Here is a 21354-nt window from a genome sequence, read left to right on the forward strand (position 1 = left end):
GTCAGGTTCGGGTGCGGCGCCCCGTCGGCCAGGATTCGGCCGAGGGGGGCGCCGGGCGGCATCGGACCTTATAGCGGCCGGATCAGATAGGGGGGCGGTCTGCCGCCTGAAGTGTCTGCAACGCCTCGGCGGCGGATCGCGCCTGGCGGAGCTGCCGGGGCAGCTGGTTGTCGCGCAGGACGCGGCAGATGCTCGACAGGGCCGGCAGAAACCCTTCCGAGGCGGATTCGGGCCAGAGGACCAGGAAGACGAGGTCCACCGGCTCGCCGTCGCGCGCTTCCAAGTCGATGGGGCGGGTCAGGCGGGCGAGGATCGCGACGGGCGTGTCCAGCCAGTCCACCCGGGCGTGCGGAAGCGCCACGCCGCGGCCCAGGGCGGTCGAGCCCAGCTTCTCGCGGGCCAGGATGGCGTCGAGAACCTTCTCCTTGGGCTGGCCGAGCCGGGCGGACACCTCGGCCGCCAGCATGTCGAGCAGGTCCTTCTTGCCCGAGGGCGAGAGGGTCAGGATGCCATCTGCCGCGGAGAACAGGTCTGCGATGGCCATGGATTCCTCCGAATGGAATGCGCTGGGTAAGTTCTTAAACCTAACGCGCAGTTCATGCCACCGGCGGGGGATGGGACGGAGCGGCGGCCTGCCATTCTCTGCGGAAATACGTACATGATCCCGTACATGTTATGGGAGCCGCACCCATGGCCTCTGTCACGGTCACCGGCCTGCGCCAGAACCCGGCCCGTCATCTCGTCGCCACGGTGAGCAGCCGCGTCCCCCTGCTGGTGACGCGTCCTGAAGGCCGAGGCGATGTGGTGATCCTCTCGGTGGAGGAGCACGAGGGGATGACGGAGACGATCCATCTGCTGCGAAGCCCTCGCAACGCCGAGCGCCTGCTTCGCTCCGTCGCGCAGGCCGATGCCGGTGGAGCGCGCGAGCGGCCCAGGGACGAGGGCGCCGCCGGCACTGCGGAGGCCGCTCCTTCCGGGGCGGCGCGGGCCGGAAAGCGCGCCACGACGGCGCCTTCATCCGGATCGCAGCCTCCCGCTTGATCGCGGAAGGCCCGAAACACTTTACAACCTCAGGCCCCGACCGGCGGCAACGGGCCGAGCCCAGCCTGCTCCAGCGCGGCGCGGCCGAAATCCTGACCCGGCTCGCGCCAGACGGTGTGCACGTGATCGGCCCGGTGGCGGGTGCTATACTCGATCAGCAGGGATGGGCCACGCAGGCGGTAATAGTGCTCGTCCGAATTCTCGAGGCCGCCCGCCCAGGTGAAATGCAGGGCGTCGCGTGCGCCGCCGCGGAGCCGGGACATGGCCTGGCGCGCGTAGGACGAAGGCAGGTTCGACAGGTAGGTCTCGGCCAGGCCCAGGATCAGGTGCGTCTGCGCATCGTCCGTGAGCTGCGCATAGGCGATCCCTTCCGGCTCGGGAGGCGATTCGCCGGGGCCGGCGAGAATGTTGGTCGGCACGCGGCCCGACCGCCTCGCCCGGGCCAGCTGCCCGGCATCCAGGCTGAGGGCGAGCGCCCGCCCCATGTAGTCCTCGCGGTCGAGCGGCGCGAGGCCGTCATCGGGGCCGCCCTGCACCCACATCGGATCGGCGCAGACGCAATGCGGCGTGGCGGAGACGAGCGCCTCGCCGATCAGCGTGTAGTTGAGCGAGAGGTGATGCCCCTCGAAGCGGAAGCCCCAGGGGCCCGCCGCCGCGGGGTCGCCGAAGAGTGCGACGGCGTAGATGCCCGAGCCTTCGCCGCCGAAGCTCCGCGTCCGGCGCAGGACATCGGCCAGGCGTAATACGCCCGCGGCCTTGGCATAGCCCCGCTCGCTCAGCGCGACCGCGAGGAGGGCGAAGACCACGGCCTGCTCGGCCTCCGGCATCGTGCCGATCATCAGCCCCGCGCGACGGCGGCCCGGCAGATAGGACCAGCGATGCCGCTCCGGACTGTCGAAGGGAAGGCAGAGCTGGGCGCGGCGTTCCGCGCCGACACCCTCCTGCAGGGCCAGGGCGGCACGGCGCATCGGCGCCGCGGAGGTCGCCGCGGCGGGCGGCGAGGCGGCCAGCGGCGGGGCCGACGGCAGGGCCGCCGTCAGCAGGTGGCGTCGCTGGAGGGCTGGAAGGCGCATGCGTGTTCTCCCCGGAATCCGAAGGCCATGCCGACGCTCATCTAAGGCATGGCCGGCTCCGCTGCACTCGCGGATCGCGCCCTTTCAGGAGCTGGCATCATCCGTCCGGTTGGGGGGGCCGCCTTCATCGCCCCATGGCTACGCTGCGCGTGCTCGATCATGCGCTGGGCGATCTCGCGCTCCCCCATCACCGTCAGATCGGCGCCCAGACGCGTGAGGTGATCGACTTCGGCATCCGTATGCGCCCGCGCCACGATCGGAAGGTCCGGGTTGGCGGCGCGGGCCTGCTGGATGACCTGGCCCGCCTCGAACGCCTCGGGAATGGTGACGAAGAGCTGCCGGGCCGCGGGCAGGTTGGCGGCTCCGAGCACTTCCGGATCCGCGGCGTTGCCGACCACCACCTCAGCCCCATCCTTCCGGGCCGCGGCGACTGCTGCCTCGCGCTCCTCGAAGACGAGCACCGGCCGGCCCTCCGACAACAGGCGGCTACCGAGAAGCGAGCCGACGCGGCCATAGCCCACCAGGACGTCATGGGCCTCCAGCGTCGTGACGGCCACGGGCTCGACGGCAGCCACCTCGGGCGCTGGGGCCGGAACTGTCTGCGACGCCCTGTCCGGCACCGGTGCAGCCGTTCTCGCGGCCATGGGCGCCGGGCGCGGCAGCACGCGCACCTGGCCGCGCTCCACGGCGGCGAACAGGAAGGGGTTGAGCAGGATGGACAGGATGGAGCCGGCCAGGATGAGGTCGCGCCCATCCGGCGGCAGTAGCCCGAGCGACACCCCAAATCCGGCGAGGATGAAGGAGAACTCGCCGATCTGCCCGAGGCTCGCGGCCACGGTGAGGGCGGTCGGCTGGGATTGCCCAAGCAACCGGATCGCGGCGAAGGCCGCGAAGCCGTTGCCGCCGACGATCACCGCCAGGGTGGCGACCACGGCCCAGGGCCGCTCGATCAGGACCGCGGGATTGAAGAGCATCCCCACCGAGACGAAGAACAGCACCGCGAAGGCGTCGCGCAGCGGCAGCGCCTCCTCGGTGGCGCGCTGGCTCAGCTGGCTCTCGGCCAGCACCATGCCCGCGAAGAAGGCACCGATCGCGAAGGAGACGCCGAACAGCGAGGCGGCCCCGTAGGCCACCCCGAGGGCGATCGCATAGACCGCGAGGCGGAACAGCTCGCGCGAGCCGGTATGGGCCGCGTAGTGCAGGATCCACGGGATCATCCGCCGGCCGCCCACCAGCATGATCGCCACGAAAGCCGCCACCTTGGCGACGGTGATGCCGAGGGTCGTCGAGAGCTGCGCCCAGGATGTCGCGCCGTTCGTCGAGGGGCCCAAGGTGGGGATCAGCACGAGGGCGACGACCATGACGAGGTCCTGCACGATCACCCAGCCGATGGCGATGCGGCCGCGATCGGTCTCGAGGAGCCGATGCTCCTGCAGGGACCGCGTGAGGACGACCGTGCTGGCGCAGGCGAGGGCGAGGCCGAACAGCAGGCCGGCCCCGAGGCTCCAGCCGAATCCCCAGGCCAGGGCTATGCCGAGCAGGGTCGACACCGTGAGCTGCGCCAGGGCGCCGGGCAGCGCGGTGTTCCTGACCGAGACCAGATCCGCCAGCGAGAAATGCAGGCCCGTGGCGAAGAGCAGGAGGATGACGCCGATCTCCGCGAGCTGGTCGGCCAGCGCCTGGTCGGCGACGAAGCCCGGCGTGAAGGGGCCCACCACGATCCCCGCTAGCAGGTAGCCGATCAGCGGCGAGACACGCACGCGGTGGGCGAGGAGACCGAAAGCGAAGGCGAGGACCATGCCCGCGGCGATGATCGCGATGAGCGGCGCGCCGTGTTCTGGCAAGTTTCATTCCCTCGATCACGTCCGGCGGTACAAGAGCACCCAGGCAGCTCTGCCGGCAACTCGGCCCATGGCCCCGATGCCTGTCGGCAGCGGAGTTCGAAAGCATGGCGCGCGCTGATCTGCGGCCAACGGAGGTTCGCTGTCTCGCCGCGGGCATGCCTGCTCCGAAGCGTCTCAGGCCCTGTCCCTCAAAGATGCCGCAGATGGTCCCTGAGCGACGGGCGGACATAGCCCGAAGGATCATGCCGCGGTCTGGCGACGGGGTCGTCCGGGCGTCCGGCTGCGCGGACTTCGCTTGGGCTCAGGCCGAACTCCCGCCGGAAGATGCGGCTGAAGCGCGAGGAATCGTCGAAGCCGTGCTCGATGGCGATCCGGTGGATCGGCGTTGCGTCGGCCGAGTCCGCTAGCCGACCATGACAGGCTTCCAGCCGCTGGCGCTGGATGTAGCGGATCACCCCGCCTTCGCTCTCCAGCAGGCGGTAGAGCTGTGTCCGGGAAATGCCGGCCGCGCGGCACAGCATGGCGATGTCCAGTTCGGCGGAGGTCAGGTACCGGCGGACGACGCTCCGGATGCGCAGCAGGCGTGTCTCGTGGATGTGCTGCGCCGCCTCGGCGAGGCGGTCGGCATCGGGCGCGATGCAGGCGTTCACCATGACGCGCAACGCCTCGCTCGCGTGCGGCAGCTCGACCTCCGACAGCTCAGGGAGGCGGGATGCGAAGCTGCGCAGGAAGCTGGCGAGTAGCTTCCCGAGCGGCGTGTCCAGGACCATCCCGGACCTGGTGTCCAGCAGGGCCAGGTTCCGGAACTGGTCGCGTGGCAGATAGACGTGGAGGCGGTGGTCGGAAGGCCGCTCGGCACTGAAGGAGTGAGCCAGCGAGCTGAGGAAAGGGATCTGGCCGCGGACCAGGTGGCTCGCGGCCCCCGTCGTGACCTGGGTGTCCTTCCGGGCCAGGCTGAGGACCCAGTGATCGATCGGATTGCGCCGGACCAGCTCGAGGGACCGGGTGACCTTCAGGGAGGGGGCTGTGGCGAGCGCAACGGTGAAGCCGGCCGTCGTCCAGAAGCGATTCTCGGCGCAGAATCCCGCGGCATGCTCCGGGGTGGGGGGATCGACGTCGAAGACGCCCTCCAGCCAGCTTCTCCACGCGTCGAATTGCCGCCTTCCGGGCAGATCCTGGGTGGACATGATCTCCAGCATGAACCGGACCCCCGCGCGGCAAGAAATTCATTCCTGCGGACGATTCGATACTTGCATGAAGTTGGGGCGAGGCGGTTGCGGAATTTGATGCTGCCTCGCCAAGGCCCGGACCCATCGGACAGGTTCCGGAACCTTTCGGTCGGCCTTCCCGGCTGGCCGATGAAGGGCCGGCCATGCGGGGCGACACAGCGGCCGGGCGACTGCATGCACCCGGTATTCAGACGGCGTGCAGGAGCCTCGCCGCCTGCAGGTCGGTCTCCGGGGAGCGGGCGCGAGCCCCGCCCTGGCCGGCATCCCTTCCGCCGGTTCCTTCCCAGGATGCGCTGCAGCCGTCGCGCCTTTCGTGGGCGGCGAACCCGGCAGCGTCCAGGCCGCTTCGGAGCCAGTCCTGGCGCAGCGCGCCCCAGAGATTCCGGCCGGACGGCCATGACGTGCTGTGCATCGGAGTCTTCAGATCGCCGTGAACAGGCTGATGAACAGCATGCCCGCGATGAGGAAGAAAAACGCCCGGACCGCCGTCAGCCAGCCGTCGAAGCCCGCGCGGGCCGGCTTGCTCCGCTGCGCATCCTCGAAATGGTCGGCATAGGCCTCGTTGGCTGCGGTCATCAGTGCTTCGCGCATGTGCGGCGTCCTTCTCCTCTCCCGCATTCCACGGGCTGACGGGGGAAGGATGCCGATGCATCGTCGCAGGATGATCGCGCCGCACGTCCAGATTGTCGCGCGTGTCGCTCCCGAAGGGCCGCCGCGCCGGGCGTAGGAGCCCTCAGTACGGCGTGCCGGACGCTTGCTCGCCGATGCTCATCGCGAGCACCCGGCTGATGGAGGTGAGGTCGCGGCCGGATTCCGCGGACCAGCGGTTGAAGGCCGCCTGGATCGCGGCGAGGTCGCGCTTGCCGCCCGGCGGCCGCTCCAGCACGCCCTCGCGGATCAGGGCCGCCACCACGTCCGGCCTGGCGATGAAGGCGGGCTTGCCGATGGCGCGCAGGAAGCGCGCCGCGGCGTCGCCGCCCAGATGACTCGCGCGCTTCTTCAGCACCTCCAGCAGGCCGACATGGTCGCTGTCCGGCCAGTCCGCGAAGAAGCGGGCCGCGCTGCCATGCTCGGCCGCGAGCTCGAGCAGGAAGGCGGCGTTGACCTGGACCGAGCGGATCTTGGCGCCGTTGCGGATGATCCGCGTGTCCTTCGTCAGCGCATCGAAGCGCGCATCGGTCATGAAGGCGCAGGCGCGCGGATCGAAGCCGTCGAAGGCGGCCTCGAAGCCGGGCCACTTGCCGTCGATCACCTTGGAGGAGAAGCCGGCGTAGAAGATGCGCCGCGTCATCTCGGCGAGGATGCGGTCGTCCGGCGTCGCGGCGATCTCGGCCGGGCTGCGCGGGGCGGTTCCGGCGAGCAGGGCTTCCAGCGCGGCGTCGCCGCCCTTTCGCTTGGCGGCGAGCGCGAAGATGGTGGCGAAGCGTCTCATGCGCGGGGCTCCAGCATCGCGAGGGCGGGGGCGACCACGCCCTCCAGCAGCGCCCGTTCCGGCCGGACGCGGGCCAGCACGCGCAGTCCCATGAGCACGCCCAGCAGGTGGCGCGCCAGCACCGGCGCGGGATGGGCGTCGGCGATGCTGCCATCGGCCTGGCCGGCCTCGACCGACCGAAGGAAGAACGCTTCCATCCGCTCCAGCACGCCGGCGACGGCCTCGCGAAAGCCCGGATCGTGCGGCGCCACGTCGAGCGCCGCGTTCACCAGCATGCAGCCCTTGTGCTGGGGATCGCCGAGCGAGCGCGCGAGGAGCTCCGCGAAGAAAGCGGCGACGGCCTCGCGCGGCGGCAGCTCCTCGCAGCGGTGGATGCGGTCGGCGATGCTGCCCGCGACATAATGGTCCAGCGCCCGCTGGTAGAGCGCGCGCTTGTCGCCGAAGGCGTTGTAGAGGCTGGCGCCCGTGATGCCCGTGCCCCCGATGAGGTCGCGCACCGAGGTCGCCTCGTAGCCGCGCGCCCAGAAGCACTGCACCGCGGCGTCGAGCACGGTCGCCTCGTCGAATTCCCTGGGCCTGGCCATTCCGTCTTCCGTGACAGCGAGACCGGCATCTTGCCACGTCCGCGCTTGCGGCGCATTCTAGAACGATCGAACTAAAACTCAAGCGATGGAGCGGGGGATGGGCCTGGAACAGCAGCTCGCCGAGTTCAGGGCGGAGTTCGTGCGCACCGCGCCCGCCGGCCGCCCGGCACTCTACGAGGCCAAGATCGAGGAGCTGCGCGCCGGCTTCGCCTTCGGGTCGGCGCTTGGCGTGGATGCGGCCGCGCCGGACTTCACCCTGCCGGACGCCCAGGGCCGGCCAGTGACCCTGTCCGCGCTGCTGCGGGCCGGCCCAGTGGTCGTGACCTTCTACCGCGGCGGCTGGTGCCCCTACTGCAACATCCAGCTTCGTGCCTACGAGGCCGTGCTGCCGCAGATGACGGCGCTCGGCGCGCGGCTGGTCGCGATCTCGCCGCAGCTGCCCGACGGTTCGCTCTCCACGGCGGAGAGGAACGGCCTGACCTTCGACGTGCTGAGCGACCTCGGCAACGCCGCTGCACGGAGCTTCGGCCTGGTCTACGCGCTGCCCGACGAGCTGCGCGCCGCGCTGGCCTCCAACAACAAGGCTCTTCCCGGCATCAACGGCGACGACAGCTGGGAACTGCCCGTGCCGGCGACCTATGTCATCGCGCCGGAAGGGCGCGTGGCGCTCGCCTCCCTGGACGTCGACTATCGCCGGCGCCTGGCGCCCGAGGACATCCTGGCGGCGCTGAGCGCGCTACGGGCGGCCTGAGACCTTGGAAGCCGCGGCCACCATCGATCGCCCTGCCGCGCCGGCAAGGTTCCCCCGCTCCCTCCTCGTCGGCTTCGCCTGGGCGGCGATCTCGGTCACCATCTTCTCCGGCTGGTTCGTGGTGACGCGGTTCAGCGTCACTCGCGAGCTGCGCATCTGGGACGTGACGGCGCTGCGCTACGGCATCGGCGCCCTGCTGCTGGCGCCTGTCCTGCTCCGCCGCGGCGCGCGGCTGCCATCGCGTGCCTGGCGCGAAGGGCTGGTCTTCGCGCTGCTCTGGGGGGCGCCCTTCGCGCTGCTGGTCGCGCTCGGCCTGCGGCTGACCTCGGCCGCGCAGGCGGCCTCGATCGCGCCCACCCTGATGCCGGTCTTCGCCGGCCTCTTCGCCTGGGCCTTCCTGCGCGAGCCGCAGGGGGCGGTGCGCTGGCTGGGCCATGCGGCGATCGTCGCGGGGCTTGGGGGCCTCGTCGCGGCAGGGGCTGCGATCCATGGCGCGCCGAGCCCGGCGGGGATCGGCGCGCTCGCCGCTGCCGCGGCCATGTGGGCGGTCTACACGCTGCTCTTCCGCCGCAGCGGGCTGACGCCGATCCAGTCGGCCGCGCTCATCTGCACCTGGTCGGCGCTGTTCTTCCTGCCGGCCTATCTGCTGCTCGGGCTGAGCCGCCTGCATCTCGCCTCGGCTGGCGAGATCGCGCTGCAGGCCGCGTATCAGGGCGTGCTGATGAGCGCGATCGCCATCGTCACCTTCAACCGCGCCGTCGCGCTGCTGGGGCCGGCGGCGGCGACCGCCATCATCGCGCTGCTGCCCGGCGTCGCCTCGCTGCTCGCCATTCCCGTCCTCGGCGAAGTGCCGACGGCGGCCGAATGCGCCGCCCTTGCCGCCATCGTCGGCGGCGTGGTGCTGGCGGCGCGCCCTTCGTCCACTTCGAAGAACAGGAGACGACCATGATCCGCTTCTACTTCCACCCGACGCCCAACCCCGCGAAGGTCGCGCTCTTCCTCGAGGAGACGGGGCTGCCCTACGAGACGGTCCCCGTGGACACCAGCAAGGGCGAGCAGCACCTGCCCGCCTTCCGCGCCGTCAACCCGAACGGCAAGGTGCCGGCCATCGTCGACACCGAGGGGCCGGGCGGGAAGGAGGCGCGGGTCTTCGATTCCACCGCGATCCTGCTCTACCTCGCCGAGAAGACCGGAACGCTCCTCGGCGCGCCGGAGGACCGGCCCGAGCTGCTGTCCTGGCTGCTCTTCATCGCCTCCGGCCTCGGGCCCTTCTCGGGCCAGGCGGTGCATTTCCAGTTCGCCGCGCCCGAGGGGCTCGGCTACGCCGTGAACCGCTACCGCCGCGAGGCCGAGCGCCACTACCAGGTCCTGGAGGATCACATGGCCGGCCGCGACTTCCTCGTGGGCGACGGCTTCACCATCGCCGACATCTCGGCCTGGGGCTGGCTCGACCGCGCCTCCCGGGTGCTGAAGGGCGAGGGCGACCCGCTCGCGCCCTATCCGAACCTGAAGCGCTTCTTTGCCCTGGTGGATGCGCGCCCGGCGGTCGCCCGCGCACGTGCGGTGGGCACGGACCATGCGTTCAAGAAGGTGAACGACGAGGAGGCGAAGCGCGCGCTCTTCCCATCCAACTACCCGCCGGCCGCCTGACGCCCCCGTGAAATCCGGATCACATCGGAAACCTTCCGGTGCCGGCGTCGTTCCGGCCGCCGGAGGGCAGACATGCAACAGGATCTTTGGGAACGCTCGCGGGCCATCGTCACGATGCTGCGCGCGGAAATGGAGCGCCGCTCGCGCGACACGGCGACGGACAGGTATGACATCACGAGGGCCGTCCTCGACGAACTCACCCCGCCGGGCTGGCGCTACCAGCTCTATCCGCCGACGGGCCCCGAAGGGCCGGACTTCCTGCTGATCCCGGCGGCCTTCGCCGGCTGAATCAAAGCGAGTTCATCCGCCATTCCAGGAACTCGGCCTCGGCGCACTCCGCCGGGTCGTCGTTCCGGAAGGCGGGGTAGCCGCCGCGGGCACATTGGAGAGCGAAGGCGCGCAATTCTTCGTCGGAGATCGGCGGCTCGAACTTCCCGGCGGAAAGCTCGACGAGCCGCCCAGCATAGATCTCCATCCATTGCCGCGGCGAGACGATGCGGGTGAAGGTGTCCAACTGCGTGTCCATCAGGCATTGTCCTGTTTCGTAGGCGGTTTCTCATCCGCCTCTTGCAGCAAACGCTCCAACGCCGTCAGGTTTGCATGTGCTGCCTTTTTTCCGGGCGTGCCTATTCCAGCGCGCGCAGGAGCTCGCGCAATGCCTCGCGCCAGAGCAGCGCATTGCCCGTCGTGCCGTGGCCGGTGGTCGCCTCGCTGGCCGGGATCAGCAGCAGGCGCCCATTCGGCACGCGCTGCATCGCCGCCTGCATGACGCCCGTCTCCGGCGGATTGCGCTCGTCGTCGGCCGCGTTGATGGCGAGCACGCGCGCCCGGATGCGGCCCAGCATCGGCGAGGGGTCATAGTCGCGCGAGGAGTCCCACTGGTAGACGAAGTCGTTCGCATCGGCCGTGACGCGGGCGCCGAGCCGCGTCTCGACCAGCGCGTCGGCCGCCGCGCGGGTCGGCGCCGCGGCCTGGAGGGCGAGGGTGCCGCCATTGGTCGCGGTGGCGAAGAAGACGTTGGCCAGCCGCAGCGAGGGCGGCTGCTCCCGGTAGTTCCCGCCCATATAGGCGGGGTCCTGCCGGATGGATTCCACCAGCAGCCGGCGCAGCATCCAGTTGCGGGCGGCCATCTGCGTGGGCTGCGCGGCCATCGGCACGATCGCGTCCATGAACTCCGGATGGGTCGTCCCCCAGAGCCAGGCGTGCATGCCGCCCATGGAGTTGCCGAGCACGAGGCGCAGGTGCCGGATGCCCAGCCCCTCGCTGACGAGAAGGTGCTGTGCGGCCACCATGTCGGCGTAGTTGTAGCGCGGGAAGCCGGCCCGCATCCCGTCCGAGGGCTTGGCGGAGCCGCCCGTGCCGATCGCGTCGGGCAGGATGACGAAGTAGCGCGTCGCATCGAGCGGCTGGCCGGCGCCGAAGAGCTCGCCGGCGAAGGCCGGCGTCAGCAGGCTGCGCGCCGAGCCGCCCGTGCCGTGCAGAACCAGCACCGGAATGCCGGAGGGATCGCCGATGGTGGTGTAGGCGAGCCGCAGCTCCGGCATCGTCTCGCCGGTGTGGAAGCGGAAGTCGCGGGCGATCCAGGTGGCTTCGCGCGGCGTGGGATATTCGGCGGACATGGCGTGACCCGAAAGGGCCGGCAGGGTGGCGAGGATGAGGCCGGCCGGCAACAGGGCGCGCCGCAGCGCGGACCATCCCGTCATGACGTTTCTCCCGTGATCGGACCGTTTCGGCCGCGAGCCTATCAGCGCGGTCGGGCCGGGGCCAAATGCTTTCGCCCCGGCTCGACAACTCCTGTTCCGGACCGCATCGTCAGGGTCTGATCCTGGGAGGGACCCGCATGATTCACGAGCTTCGCATCTACCACTGCGTCTCCGGCCGGCTGCCGAACCTGCTACGCCGCTTCGAGACCATCACGCTGGAGCTTTGGAAGAAGCACGGCATCCGCCAGGCTGGCTTCTGGACGGTCGCGATCGGCGATTCCAACCAGGATCTCTACTACCTGCTGGAGTGGGAATCGCTGGCCGAGCGCGAGCAGAAGTGGGGCGCCTTCCAGGCCGATCCGGAGTGGCACGCCAAGCGCGCCGAGACGGAGAAGGACGGCCCGATCGTCGCCACGCTCAGCAACCTGATCCTGCAGCCGACGAGCTTCTCCTCGGTGAAGTAGCGCTGTTGAGGGGGGCTTTGCCCCCCTCGCTAGCCGCGATGAACTCGGCCAGCACGCCGATCGCCGCCATGAGGTCCGGCGTGTCCATCGCCTCGTAGGGGTTGTGGCTGCCGTTCTGGTTGCGGACGAGCAGCATGCCCACGGGCACGCCGGACGCGACGAAGTTGTTGGCGTCGTGCGTGCCGGGGCTGTTGAGCGGCGGCGCCGCGATGCCCATCCGCGCGGCGGCGGCTGCGAGCCCCTCGATGAGGCCGGGATTCATCGGCCCCGGCGCCGCGGCGCTGCGCTCGCCCAGGACAATCTCCACCTTCCGGCGCGCGGCGACCTCGGCGGCGATCTCGCCGAGCCGCTTCTCCAGCGTGGCGAGGTGCTCTGCGCTATAGGCCCGCAGATCGAGGCTGAGCTCGAAGCCGCCGGAGACCGCTGTCATGCTGTGCCGTCCGGCGGGTGTGTGGAAGCGGCCGATGGTGACGGCCATGAAGCGCCCCTGCGCCTCCTCCTCCAGCCACATCCGTTCCAGCGCCAGCGAGAGGTCCGCGCCCGCGAGGGCGGCGTCGTGGCGGAAGCGGTGCGGCAGGCCGGTATGCGCCTCCTCGCCGGTGATGCGGATGAAGGGGTGGCGGACATTGCCGGGATTGGCGAGGCAGACCGCCACCGGCGCGCCGGCCTCGATGAGCTGCGGCGCCTGCTCGATATGCACCTCCAGATAGGCGCCGAGCGAGCGGGGATCGCGCAGCGGCGCGTTCTCGCGCAGGCGGGCGGAATCGCCGCCGCAGGCATCGATGCTCTCGGCCAAGGTGAGGCCGCTGCGCGCATGCCGCAGCTCCAGCGCGCCTTCGGGCAGCCGGGCCAGCAGGCAGCGGCTGCCGATCAGGCCGAGGCCGAACCAGACGGATTCCTCGCAGCGCAGCGCCAGCACCTCGATGTCGCGTTGCGGCGCGATGCCCGCGGCCTGCAGGGCGGCGACGGCGCCGATCCCGGCGATCACGCCCGCCGCGCCGTCGAAATTCCCGCCCTGCACGATGCTGTCGAGGTGCGAGCCGATCAGCACCGGCGGCGCGTCATGGCCCGAGACCCAGCGCAGCGAGAGGTTGGCGCCGGCGTCAACGGAGGCTGTCAGGCCCAGCCCGCGCCCGGCCTCGGCGATGAGCGCGACCGCTTCGTTCTCGCCTCGCCCATAGGCGTCGCGGGTGATACCCGGCGGGTCGGCGCCGATGGTGGCGACGCCATCCAGAAGCCGCTGGACCAGAGGCGTCTGCGCGGACACCGCATCGGAAAGTTTCAAATCCCGTCTCCCACTGCCGGCGACATCCTCGCCAAGGCCGGGAGCGATGGACAGGGGTGGCGCCGAAACTTTCGGCACCACCCTTGCCGTCAGCGAACCTCGACGGTCGCCAGATCCTGGAACCAGGACTGCGCCGAGACGAAGCCGCTCACGCGGCGGCTCATCGCGCGCGGGTTGGTGTCGTGCACGATGTAGAGCCAGGGCGCGCCATCCACGAGCCGCTCATGCGCGCGGCGGATGGCCGGCGCGGCCTCCTCCGGCGTGCGCGCCCGCTCGACCTCGGCCATCGCCGCATCGAACTGCGGATCGCTCCAGTGCCCGGCATTGCTGCCGCGCGGCGAGGCGTTGGAGGAGAGGAACCACCGCGCCATCTGGAAGGGGTCCGAGGAGACGAGGCTGACATTGGACGCATCCGCGCCCAGCCAGCCCGGCGCCGTCGGCTCGACGCGCAGCGTGCCGAGCAGCACGGTCCACTCCACCACCTCGAAGGTGACCTGCACGCCGCAATTCTCGCGCAGGTTCTGCTGGATGGCCTCGTTCATCGGCAGCGGCTGCATCTGGCCGGAGCCGGAGCTCGAGATGCCGACCTTGATGCGCAGCGGCCGCTGGGCGTTGTAGCCGGCCTCGGCCAGCAGCGCCCGGCCGCGCGCCGCATCCAGGCGGTAGCGGTTCTGCGGGCTGCCGAAGAGCGGGTTGCTCGCATTGTAGAAGCCCACCGCGGGCTCGGCGATGCCGCTCAGCATGGTGACCAGCCCGTCCCGGTCGAGGCAGTAGTTCAGCGCCTGGCGGACGCGGACATCGGCGGTCGGGCTGTCCGGCTTGCCGGCCGCGAAGATCCAGGGCCAGACATGCGGGTAGGAGTTCGTCACCACGTTGAAGCCGGCCGAGCGCAGCGGGGCCAGCGCATCCGGCGGCGGCGCCTCGATCCAGTCCACCTGGCCCGAGCGCAGCGCGGCGACGCGGGTGTTGGCGTCGGGCACCGGCAGCAGGATCACGCGGTTCAGCCGCGGGCGGCGCGCGGTGTCCCAGTAGTTGTCGTTGCGCGAGAGCTCGACCGACTGGCGCGGCACGAAGCGCGTGACGCGGAAGGGGCCGGTGCCAGCCGGCGCCTGGCCGACGCGCGCCCAGTCGCGGCCCGCCGCCTCGAAAGCACGCGGCGAGGAGAAGAGGATGTAGGGGACAACGTAAGGAAAGTAGCTCAGCGGCCGCTCGCTGCTGATCTCGATCGTCATGTCGTCGATCTTGCGGTAGCTGGCGAAGCCGGCGGTGCGCGGCCGCGTGAAGGCGGAGCCCTGCGGGTCGTAGTTCGGCGCATCCTGCCGGTAGAAGCGGTCGAGGCCCCAGATGGCCGCATCGGCGTTCCAGGGCGTGCCATCATGGAAGGTGACGCCGGCACGCAGCTTGAAGCGCCATTTGGTTGGGTCGGTCGCGTCCTGCTCCCAGGATTCCGCGAGGCCGGGCTTCACGCCCGCCAGCGTGTCGGAGCGCGAGAGGTCCCAGAGCACGAGGGATTCGAAGACCGGATAGCCCAGCCAGCGCAGCCCCTCGTAGCCGTTGTTGGGCGCGCCGTTGGTCGTCGGCACGTCGGCCGCGGTCATGGCGATGCGCAGCGTTCCGGCTTCCTGGGCCTGCGCCGATGCGCCGATGCCCGCGGTCAGCAGCAGCGCTGCCGCGAGGCGGTGAATCCTGATCCTCATCAGTCTCCCTTTCTTAAACGCGATCGCGCAGCAGAGGCGCGGTGGAGCAATGCAGGCCGCCGCCACCCGCCCAGACCTTGCGGTAGTCCAGCCTTCGCACCCGGATGCCGAGTCGCTCCACCGCCTCGCAGGTCGCGTCGGTGATGCCGGCGGACATGATCACGCGGTCGGGCGCGATGGCGAGGCAATTCCCGGCATCCGTCGGATCGTCCGCCTGCAGCTCGACGATGCGGATGCCGAGTGCGCGGACCTCCTCGAGGAAGGTGAAGGGCAGCAGGTTCTGGTTGATGATGGCGGCATCCTTCCCGCACATCACGATCCCGCCGTCGAGGTGGAGTCGATAGCCCGGGCACTGCACCCGGATGAGGCGCACACCCATGGGACGCAGCACCTCCTCGATCTGCGTCGCCGCCGCCTCGTTGCCGCGGCAGGAGAGGCCGACCGCGGCCGTCTTCGCGTTCAGCCAGACGAAGCTGCCGCCCTCCATCACGGCATCGGCGTGCAGCGTGCGCAGGATAGGCATGCCGAGGCGGGCGAGGGCGCGCGTCATCTCCAGCTCTTCGCCGCGGCGCACGCGCGGGCCGAGGCGGCAGACGATGGCGCCGCCGGGCACGGCGATCATCGCATCGCGCGTGTAGATGGATTTCATGAGATGGGGGCGGACCTCGTCGACATAGGCGACCTCGACGCCCTCCTCGCGCAAGGCTGCCGCGAAGCTGTCGTGCTGCTCCTGCATCGCGGCGAGGTCGGGCGGCGCCTGGCCCATCCAGTACCAGCCGGTCTCCGGGTCGCCGAAGCCTCCGATATCGAGGTTTTTGGCCGTATCCACGGTGGCGATCTCTGCGCCGGGGCGGCGCATCAGCACCTTGCGCAGCCGGCCCCAGTCGCTGTTGCAGCCCCACGCGCCGCCCCAGACGGAGGTCTGCTCGCCGGGGTCCTCGAAGACGGGCAGCGGCTCCATGGGGAAGCGCTGCATCATGGTCGCCAGCTTGAACTCGCCGGGGGACATCACGGCCATATCGGCACCTCGAATTCGCTGGCGCGCAGTGAAGCGGATCATGACCGACCTGTCGACAGGTTTCGTTTGACCGGCGCGAAGGACATGGCCGATGAGGGGGCATGGACGCACTCCCGCCGAACCTCGCCGACCGCGCCGAGACGCAGATGCGCGCGCTCATCCTCGGCGGTGCGCTGAAGCCGGGCGAGCGCATCTTCGAGGCCGCCACGGCCAAGCGGATGGGCATCAGCCGCGCGCCGCTGCGGGAGGCGCTACGCCGGCTGGAGGCGCAGGGCCTCGTCATCGCCGTGCCGGGGCAGGGGGTCTTCGTCCGAGCCTACACGCCCGAGGATGTCTGGCAGGTGGCGGAGCTGCGGCGCTGCCTGCAGCAATTCGCCGTGGGCGCGCTGGTGGCGCTGCCCGATGTCGTCCTTCCTAATCTCGCCGAACGGCTGGCTGCACTGGAGGCGGACTACGCGCGGGCCTTCGCAAATCCGCGCCCCGGCGCGCTGATCGAGGCCAACCTCGCCTTCCATGTCGGCCTCGTGCGGCTGACGGGGAATGCCCGCCTGGCCGCGGCTTTCGAGCCGCTGGCCGCCGAGCTGCGGCTGATCCACAGCCTCAGCCAGTCGGAGCAGGATCCCTCCTTCCTGAACCCGCGGACCTATTCGCCGCTGATCGGGCGGATCGTCGCGCGCGACGGCGCGGGGGCCGAGGCGGAGATCGGCCGGCTCATCCGCGGCTTCGCCTCCAAGGCGATGGTCGCGGCGGGGGAGTCGAACGGCGGAACTTCCTCCCCGCGGAGAAAAGCCTCCAGCGAGCGAAGCTGAGCACCGGCCTCCGCGCGGAACAAGTCGCGCCCGATGCCATCAGCGAGATGCGGCACGCCGCAGCGGATCCCGGCGATCGCGGAGCCGGTGAGGCCCATGCTCGGCAGGGCCGCGTAGTTGAACAGGCGGATGCGCGAGAGGCCGGGCAGGCCGCCCGGCTCGCGCTCCAGCAGCTCGAAATACTTGCCGAGATAGGGCTGCGCGCCGAGCGACGGCTCCTCCTCGCTATCAGGAGCGCGGTCGCGCCAGAGCAGGGTCGCCGGCGCGATTTCGGCCAGCTCGGGGCGCAGGTGCAGGCCCCAGTCGACGCCTGTGCCCAGGATCAGGAAGTCGGCGGCGATCACGTCGCCCGAGGCCAGTTCGGCGCGGATTCCGCCCGCTTCCCAGCGCCATTGGGCGACCTGGGCGCCGGTGAGGATGGACACGTTCCGCGAAGCGGCCACCGCCTCCAGCGTGGCCTCGGTCGGCGGCTGGCCGAATGCGTGGAAATGGCGCGCGAAGCGCCAGCGCGTGGCGTCGTCGAGGGAGCGGAAGAAGTTCAGGAAGCCGTCCTGCTCCATCCAGATGAAGGGGTTCGCGCGCCGCAACTCCGACCGCCGCGCCAGCAGTCGCACGGTGGCGGCGCCCGCCGCCTCGGCCGCGAGAGCGGCATCGAAACCCGATGCGCCCGCGCCGAGGACCAGCACGCGTTTTCCGTCCATCGCAGCAAGATCGATGGGCTCCGCCGTATGGGCATAGGCCTGCCGGGGCAGGGCTGCCGCCACCTCGGGCGGGACATGCCAGGCGCCCGCGCCGTCCATGCCGTTGGCGAGCACGACGTGGCGTGCCCGCAGAGAGCCCTGGCTGGTCTCCACGGCGACCCCTTCCGCATCGGGACGCAGGCCGGTGACCTCGGCGCCGTTGCGCACGCGCGCGCCGGTCATGCGGCGGTGCCAGTCGAGATAGGACGCCCAGTCCAGCGTGGAGATCCGCGTGGCCGCCGCGAAGGCCTCGGCGCCGTGCACGGCCTCGAACCACGCGCGCGGCGTGAGGCTCGGAATCCCGAGGTCCGGGCCGATGAGGTGCTTGTAGGTCCGGAGCGTCGGCATGCGCGCGAAGCCGCGCCATGGTCCTTCCATCCCGGAGGGTGACCTGTCGACAATCAGCGTGTTGGCGATCCCGAGGCGACGGAGCGCGAAGGCGATGGAAAGCCCGCCCTGGCCGGCGCCGACGATCAGCGCGTCCAGCACGGCGTCCTCGGCCGGGCGCCACGGCCGGGCCTGCGGATCGAGCAAGGCCAGCTCCTCCCGCACCCTCCGTTCCAATGCTGCGAGCGATCCCGGCGTCATCGGCGGCCAGTATTGCGCCAAGGCGGACACCTGTCGACCGGATATGCCGACCCGCCCTGGATAGGCTGGCGCCGCCATTTGTCCTACCCTCCGGACAACCCAATGCCACGGAGGCACGCCATGCATCGCCGCCCCATCCTCGCCGCCCTGCTGGGCTCGTCGGCCCTGAGTCTGCCCGCCGCGGCCCAGTCCTGGCCGACGCGCCCGGTGAAGCTCATCATTCCCTATCCACCCGGCTCGGGCACCGACATCGTCGGCCGCGTGCTGGCGCAGAAGCTCCAGGCGGCCTGGGGCCAGCCCGTGGTGGTGGAGAACCGGCCCGGCGCCGGCGGCACGCTCGGCACCGATGCCGGCGCGAAATCCGCGCCGGACGGCTACACCTTCCTCATCTCCGACGTCGGCCCGATGGCCATGGCGCCACATCTCTATGCCCGGCTGGCCTATGATCCCGTCGCGGATTTCGAGCCCGTCTCGCTCGTCGCGCGGCTGGCCTTCGTGCTGGTGGTGCACCCTTCCGTCCGCGCGCAGAACGTCGCGGAGTTCGTGGCCCTGGCCAAAGCGCGGCCCGGCGAGGTCACCTACGCCTCCGTCGGCAATGGCAGCGCCACGCACCTCGCCATGGAGCTCTTCGCCACGGCCGCCGGCATCCAGATGACCCATGTGCCCTATCGCGGCAGCGCGCCGGCGCTGAACGATCTCGTCGCCGGCCAGGTGCAGGCGATGTTCGTGAACACCGCCTCCTCGGCGGAGCTGATCCGCGATGGCAAGCTGCGCGGGCTGGCCATCGGCTCGCGCGCGCCGTCGCCGGTGCTGCCGGGCGTGCGGACGCTCTCGGCCGGGCTCGGACAGGAGATGGAAGCGGGCGTCTGGTTCGGCCTGCTGGCGCCCAAGGGCACCGATGCCGCGATCGTCGCCCGCGCCGCCGCCGACACGCGCGACGCCCTCGCCGATGCCGCCGTGCGCGAGCGGCTGGGCGGCCTCGGCGCCGAGGCCGCCTCCAGCACGCCGATGGAATTCGGCACCCTCATCCGCAATGAGCGCGACCGCTGGGGACCCGTCGTGCGGTCCTCCGGCGCGAGGATCGATTGACCATGGACGCCATGACTCCAGGCGTGACGCGCCTCCTCGCCAACCTCGTCGCCGAGACCCGCTGGCAGGATGTCCCTGCCCAGGTGCGGCACGAGACCGTGCGCTCCTTCGTGAACTGGCTCGGCTGCGCCGTGGGCGGCGCGCCGCATCCGGGCGTGGCCGCCGCGGTCCGTGCGGCCACCGCCTATGCCGGCCCGCCCACGGCCACGCTGCTCGGCCTCGGCCGCCGCAGCGATCCGGTCTCGGCGGCGCTGGTGAACGGCATCTCCTCCCACGTGCTCGACTTCGACGACACGCATGACGGCACGCTGATCCATCCCAGCTCGCCCGTGCTCTCGGCGGCGCTCGCGCTGGCCGAGGACCGCGGCGCGAGCGGCGAGGCGATGCTGGAGGCCTTTCTCGTCGGCGTGGAGGCGGCCTGCCGCGCCGGCATGGCGATCTCGCCGGCGCATTACGACGCCGGCTGGCACATCACCGGCACCTGCGGCTCCATCGGCGCCGCGGCGGCCTGTGCGCGGCTGCTCGGCCTGGATGCCGAGCGCACCGCCTGGGCCATCGGCATGGGCGCCACGCAGCCCGTGGGCCTGCGCGTGCATTTCGGCTCGATGGTGAAGAGCTTTCATCCCGGCCGCGCGGCGCAGAACGGCATCCTGGCCGCGCTGCTCGCCGCCGAGGGTTTCGATGCGGCGCCCGACGGCATCGAGGGCCGGCGCGGCTTCGCCGAAGTGCTGTCCTCCAGCTTCGACGAGAGCCGCATCACCGACGGCCTCGGCGAGAATTGGGAGATCCTGCGCAACACCTACAAGCCCTTCGCCTGCGGCCTCGTGGTGCACCCCGCCATCGACCTCGGCATGCGGCTCCGCGCCGAGCCGGGCTTCGCGCTCGACGCCATCGAGGAAGTCCGCCTGCGCGTGCACCCGCTGGTCATGGACCTCACCGGCAAGCGCGAGCCCATGAGCGGGCTGGAGGGTAAGTTCAGCATCTTCCACGCCGCCGCCGTGGCGCTGGTGGACGGCGATGGCGGCGAGACCGAGTTCTCCGACGCCCGCGTCCTCGCGCCCGAGGTCGTGGCGATGCGCCGCCGCGTCACCGCCCAGGTCGAGCCGGGCTTCCGCCGCACGCAATGCGAGATCGTGCTGCGGATGCGCGACGGCAGCGAGCGCCGCGCCGAGACGACCACCCCTCTCGGCAGCCTGGAGAACCCCATGTCCGACGACGCGCTCGGCCGGAAGTTCTCGGGCCTCGCCGCGCCGGTGCTCGGCGCGGAGAAGGCCGCGGCGCTGCTCGCCCGCGCCTGGGACGCGCCCTTGCAGCCGGGCCTCGGCTGGCTGGCCTGATCCTGCCATCTTGCCGCCAGTATGCTGCGCCGCCACACTGGCGGTTCAGCCCCCCGGGAACACGCCCATGGACATGAACGCCCCTGCCGACCTGTCGAAGGAACAAGCGCTCGCGCTGCGCTACGGCGCCGACGCGATCCCCGCCGCCGGCCCCTGGAACGAGCACATCGCGCTGCTGCTCTCGCACCGCTCCGTCCGCGGCTACAAGCCCGACGTGCTGCCCGAGGGCACGCTGGAGACGCTGATCGCCGCCGCGCAATCGGCCGCCACCAGCTCCAACATGCAGACCTGGTCCGTCGTCTCCGTGAGCGACCCCGCCGTGAAGGCGGAATGCGCGCGGATCGCGGGGGGCCAGAAGCACATCGAGCAGTGCCCGCTCTTCCTGGTCTTCCTGGCCGACCTCTCGCGCAACGAGCGGCTGGCCAAGGCCAACGGCGCCGAGCTCGAGGTGCTGCCCTATGTCGAGACCTTCATGATCGCGGCCATCGATGCCGCCATGGCCGCGCAGAACGCCGTGGTCGCGGCGGAGGCGATCGGCCTGTCCACCGTCTATATCGGCGCCATGCGCAACGATCCCGCGCGCGTAGGCGAGCTGCTGCACCTGCCGCAGGGCGTGGTCGGCGTCTTCGGCCTCTGCGTGGGCTATCCGGCCGATGGCGTCACCAACGAGGTGAAGCCGCGCCTCCCGCAGGCCGCGATCCTGCACCACGGCACCTATGACCATGTCGAGGAGCCGGCACATGTCGCCTCCTACGATCAGAAGCTCTCCGACTTCTCCGGCCGCTTCGAGATGGCGCAGACCACCTGGAGCGGCCGCGTGTTGAACCGCATGGGCAAGCTCAGGGGCCTCGCCGGCCGCGAGAAGCTGAGCGGCGTGCTCAAGGCCATGGGCTTCCCGCTGCGCTAAGGGGCACTGATCGCCCGGGGCGCCGCCGTGCGCCCCGTGCCACCGATGGCCCTGCCGTCCCGGGCCTCCCACGGGACGGCGCTTGCGTCTTTCCTCGCGCCGCGGATCATGGG

Annotated in this window: 22 protein-coding genes and 1 pseudogene; 10 read left to right on the forward strand and 13 right to left on the reverse strand. The window is 71.0% G+C overall.

Translation table 11 applies throughout. The features are described 5' to 3' along the window. Positions 1-82: 82 nt before the first annotated feature. Positions 83-544: a PTS sugar transporter subunit IIA gene (locus tag AC1ROY_RS22915; RefSeq protein ID WP_493151215.1), complete on the reverse strand. Its 462-nt coding sequence runs from the start codon at positions 542-544 to the stop codon at positions 83-85. Positions 545-690: 146 nt separating this feature from the next. Here AC1ROY_RS22915 and AC1ROY_RS22920 point away from each other — a divergent pair, with 146 nt between their 5' ends. Then, positions 691-1041, forward strand: coding sequence for a type II toxin-antitoxin system Phd/YefM family antitoxin (locus tag AC1ROY_RS22920; protein ID WP_493151216.1), 351 nt, complete (start codon positions 691-693; stop codon positions 1039-1041). Between the two features lie 29 nt (positions 1042-1070). Here the strand turns inward: AC1ROY_RS22920 and AC1ROY_RS22925 are convergent, their stop codons facing one another. The 6 genes from AC1ROY_RS22925 to AC1ROY_RS22950 all read right to left on the reverse strand — a co-directional run bounded on the left by AC1ROY_RS22925 (position 1071) and on the right by AC1ROY_RS22950 (position 7203). Next, on the reverse strand, positions 1071-2114 hold the full coding sequence (locus AC1ROY_RS22925; protein ID WP_493151217.1) for a DUF3500 domain-containing protein: 1044 nt from the start codon (positions 2112-2114) through the stop codon (positions 1071-1073). A 41-nt stretch (positions 2115-2155) separates the two neighbouring features. After that, positions 2156-3958, reverse strand: a complete 1803-nt coding sequence (locus AC1ROY_RS22930; protein WP_493151218.1) for a cation:proton antiporter domain-containing protein — start codon at positions 3956-3958, stop codon at positions 2156-2158. Positions 3959-4146: 188 nt separating this feature from the next. Next, a complete protein-coding gene (locus AC1ROY_RS22935) occupies positions 4147-5157 on the reverse strand; it encodes a helix-turn-helix transcriptional regulator (protein ID WP_493151219.1) in 1011 nt (336 codons plus the stop codon). A 450-nt stretch (positions 5158-5607) separates the two neighbouring features. Then, on the reverse strand, positions 5608-5778 hold the full coding sequence (locus AC1ROY_RS22940; protein WP_493151220.1) for a hypothetical protein: 171 nt from the start codon (positions 5776-5778) through the stop codon (positions 5608-5610). Between the two features lie 142 nt (positions 5779-5920). Then, complete coding sequence (locus AC1ROY_RS22945; RefSeq protein WP_493151221.1) at positions 5921-6619, reverse strand: DNA-3-methyladenine glycosylase I; 699 nt, start codon at positions 6617-6619, stop codon at positions 5921-5923. Further along, on the reverse strand, positions 6616-7203 hold the full coding sequence (locus tag AC1ROY_RS22950; protein ID WP_493151222.1) for a TetR/AcrR family transcriptional regulator: 588 nt from the start codon (positions 7201-7203) through the stop codon (positions 6616-6618). Before AC1ROY_RS22950 ends, AC1ROY_RS22945 begins: the two co-directional genes overlap by 4 nt. 97 nt (positions 7204-7300) lie before the next feature. On the opposite strand from AC1ROY_RS22950, the gene AC1ROY_RS22955 reads away from it, so the two are divergent. The 4 genes from AC1ROY_RS22955 to AC1ROY_RS22970 all read left to right on the forward strand — a co-directional run bounded on the left by AC1ROY_RS22955 (position 7301) and on the right by AC1ROY_RS22970 (position 9892). Continuing rightward, entirely contained in the window at positions 7301-7954 is a 654-nt protein-coding gene (locus tag AC1ROY_RS22955) for a peroxiredoxin-like family protein (protein WP_493151223.1), read from the forward strand. Positions 7955-7958: 4 nt separating this feature from the next. Further along, positions 7959-8903, forward strand: coding sequence for a DMT family transporter (locus AC1ROY_RS22960; RefSeq protein ID WP_493151224.1), 945 nt, complete (start codon positions 7959-7961; stop codon positions 8901-8903). Next, a complete protein-coding gene (locus AC1ROY_RS22965; RefSeq protein ID WP_493151225.1) occupies positions 8900-9604 on the forward strand; it encodes a glutathione S-transferase family protein in 705 nt (234 codons plus the stop codon). The genes AC1ROY_RS22960 and AC1ROY_RS22965 overlap by 4 nt, the downstream gene beginning before the upstream one ends. 72 nt (positions 9605-9676) lie before the next feature. Then, positions 9677-9892, forward strand: a complete 216-nt coding sequence (locus AC1ROY_RS22970) for a hypothetical protein (RefSeq protein WP_493151226.1) — start codon at positions 9677-9679, stop codon at positions 9890-9892. Between the two features lies 1 nt (position 9893). Here the strand turns inward: AC1ROY_RS22970 and AC1ROY_RS22975 are convergent, their stop codons facing one another. Together AC1ROY_RS22975 and AC1ROY_RS22980 are read right to left on the reverse strand one after the other, a co-directional pair. Next, on the reverse strand, positions 9894-10130 hold the full coding sequence (locus AC1ROY_RS22975) for a hypothetical protein (RefSeq protein ID WP_493151227.1): 237 nt from the start codon (positions 10128-10130) through the stop codon (positions 9894-9896). A gap of 100 nt (positions 10131-10230) precedes the next feature. Further along, a complete protein-coding gene (locus tag AC1ROY_RS22980; protein ID WP_493151228.1) occupies positions 10231-11307 on the reverse strand; it encodes an alpha/beta fold hydrolase in 1077 nt (358 codons plus the stop codon). 137 nt (positions 11308-11444) lie between these two features. Here AC1ROY_RS22980 and AC1ROY_RS22985 point away from each other — a divergent pair, with 137 nt between their 5' ends. Next, positions 11445-11771, forward strand: a complete 327-nt coding sequence (locus AC1ROY_RS22985) for an NIPSNAP family protein (RefSeq protein ID WP_493151229.1) — start codon at positions 11445-11447, stop codon at positions 11769-11771. Here AC1ROY_RS22985 and AC1ROY_RS22990 read toward each other — a convergent pair. The 3 genes from AC1ROY_RS22990 to AC1ROY_RS23000 form a co-directional block, all read right to left on the reverse strand. Beyond that, on the reverse strand, positions 11725-13056 hold the full coding sequence (locus tag AC1ROY_RS22990; RefSeq protein WP_493151230.1) for a hydantoinase/carbamoylase family amidase: 1332 nt from the start codon (positions 13054-13056) through the stop codon (positions 11725-11727). The two genes, AC1ROY_RS22985 and AC1ROY_RS22990, sit on opposite strands and share 47 nt — an antisense overlap. An 89-nt stretch (positions 13057-13145) precedes the next feature. Beyond that, complete coding sequence (locus tag AC1ROY_RS22995) at positions 13146-14753, reverse strand: ABC transporter substrate-binding protein (RefSeq protein ID WP_493151231.1); 1608 nt, start codon at positions 14751-14753, stop codon at positions 13146-13148. Positions 14754-14766: 13 nt separating this feature from the next. Beyond that, complete coding sequence (locus tag AC1ROY_RS23000) at positions 14767-15771, reverse strand: dimethylarginine dimethylaminohydrolase family protein (RefSeq protein ID WP_493151232.1); 1005 nt, start codon at positions 15769-15771, stop codon at positions 14767-14769. A gap of 101 nt (positions 15772-15872) precedes the next feature. Between AC1ROY_RS23000 and AC1ROY_RS23005 the strand changes: the two genes are divergently transcribed. Further along, the gene (locus tag AC1ROY_RS23005; protein ID WP_493151233.1) at positions 15873-16580 is read left to right on the forward strand and encodes a GntR family transcriptional regulator; all 708 of its coding nucleotides are present in this window, start codon (positions 15873-15875) and stop codon (positions 16578-16580) included. Between the two features lie 581 nt (positions 16581-17161). Here the strand turns inward: AC1ROY_RS23005 and AC1ROY_RS23010 are convergent. Next, positions 17162-18034: pseudogene (locus AC1ROY_RS23010) on the reverse strand (NAD(P)-binding domain-containing protein); the annotation flags it as partial. Between AC1ROY_RS23010 and AC1ROY_RS23015 the strand changes: the two are divergent. The 3 genes from AC1ROY_RS23015 (at position 18029) to AC1ROY_RS23025 (ending at position 21241) form a co-directional block, all read left to right on the forward strand. Then, on the forward strand, positions 18029-18997 hold the full coding sequence (locus tag AC1ROY_RS23015; RefSeq protein ID WP_493151234.1) for a Bug family tripartite tricarboxylate transporter substrate binding protein: 969 nt from the start codon (positions 18029-18031) through the stop codon (positions 18995-18997). The pseudogene AC1ROY_RS23010 and the gene AC1ROY_RS23015 overlap by 6 nt on opposite strands. A 2-nt stretch (positions 18998-18999) precedes the next feature. Continuing rightward, entirely contained in the window at positions 19000-20334 is a 1335-nt protein-coding gene (locus AC1ROY_RS23020; protein ID WP_493151235.1) for an MmgE/PrpD family protein, read from the forward strand. A 67-nt stretch (positions 20335-20401) separates the two neighbouring features. Continuing rightward, positions 20402-21241: an NADPH-dependent oxidoreductase gene (locus tag AC1ROY_RS23025; protein ID WP_493151236.1), complete on the forward strand. Its 840-nt coding sequence runs from the start codon at positions 20402-20404 to the stop codon at positions 21239-21241. Positions 21242-21354 lie beyond the last annotated feature (113 nt).

The sequence above is a fragment of the Roseococcus sp. GW821-FHT12F05 genome (assembly GCF_058806835.1).